A 1,320-nucleotide genomic window follows, 5' to 3' on the forward strand; every position below is an offset into this window, starting at 1 on the left:
CGACGATCTCGATCAGCTTGGTGGGGTTGGAGTCCAGGTCCACCATGTTCCCGGCCTCCTTGGCGGCCGAGGTGCCGGTGTTCATCGCCACGCCGACGTCGGCCTGGGCGAGGGCGGGGGCGTCGTTCGTACCGTCACCGGTCATCGCGACGAGCTTGCCGCCCGCCTGCTCCCGCTTGATGAGCGCCATCTTGTCCTCGGGCGTCGCCTCGGCGAGGAAGTCGTCGACCCCCGCCTCCTCGGCGATGGCCTTGGCGGTCAACGGGTTGTCGCCGGTGATCATCACCGTGCGGATGCCCATCCGGCGCAGCTCGTCGAACCGCTCCCGCATGCCCTCCTTGACGACGTCCTTGAGGTGGACGACACCCAGGACCCGGGCGCCGTCGGTGTCGTCGACCGCCACCAGCAGCGGGGTGCCGCCGGCCTCGGAGATCCGGTCGGTCAGCGCCTGGGCGTCGTCCGCGACGGTGCCCCCGCGCTCCTTCACCCAGGCCACGACCGAGCCGGTCGCGCCCTTGCGGACACAGCGGCCGTCCACGTCCACGCCCGACATGCGGGTCTGGGCGGTGAACTCGACCCACACGGCGTGGCTGAGCTCGCCGCGGTGGCGCTCTCGCAGTCCGTACCGGTCCTTGGCGAGGACCACGATGGAGCGGCCCTCGGGGGTCTCGTCGGCGAGCGAGGAGAGCTGGGCGGCGTCCGCGAGCTCCGCCTCGGTCGTGCCGGCGACGGGGAGGAACTCGGCGGCCTGGCGGTTGCCGAGCGTGATGGTGCCGGTCTTGTCGAGCAGCAGCGTGGACACGTCGCCCGCCGCCTCGACGGCCCGGCCGGACATGGCCAGGACGTTGCGCTGCACCAGCCGGTCCATACCGGCGATACCGATCGCCGAGAGCAGCGCCCCGATCGTCGTCGGGATCAGACAGACCAGCAGCGCGGCCAGCACGATCATCGACTGCTTGCTGCCCGCGTAGACCGCGAACGGCTGGAGGGTCACCACGGCGAGCATGAAGACGATCGTCAGCGACGCCAGCAGGATGTTCAGCGCGATCTCGTTCGGCGTCTTCTGCCGGGCCGCGCCCTCGACCAGGCTGATCATCCGGTCGATGAAGGTCTCGCCCGGCTTGGTCGTGATCTTGATGACGATGCGGTCGGAGAGGACCTTCGTACCGCCGGTGACGGCACTGCGGTCACCGCCGGACTCACGGATCACCGGAGCCGACTCGCCCGTGATCGCGGACTCGTCGACCGACGCCACGCCCTCGACGACGTCACCGTCGCCGGGGATGACGTCCCCGGCCTCGCAGACGACCAGGTCGCCGA

General features: G+C 70.6%; 1 protein-coding gene. It reads right to left on the bottom strand.

Going from position 1 to position 1,320, the window contains the following annotated elements:
* On the bottom strand, nucleotides 1–1,320 hold a 1,320-nt coding region (kdpB, locus tag ACWD3D_RS37155; RefSeq protein WP_451465039.1), incomplete at both ends, for a potassium-transporting ATPase subunit KdpB.

Source organism: Streptomyces sp. NPDC002690, assembly GCF_053592415.1.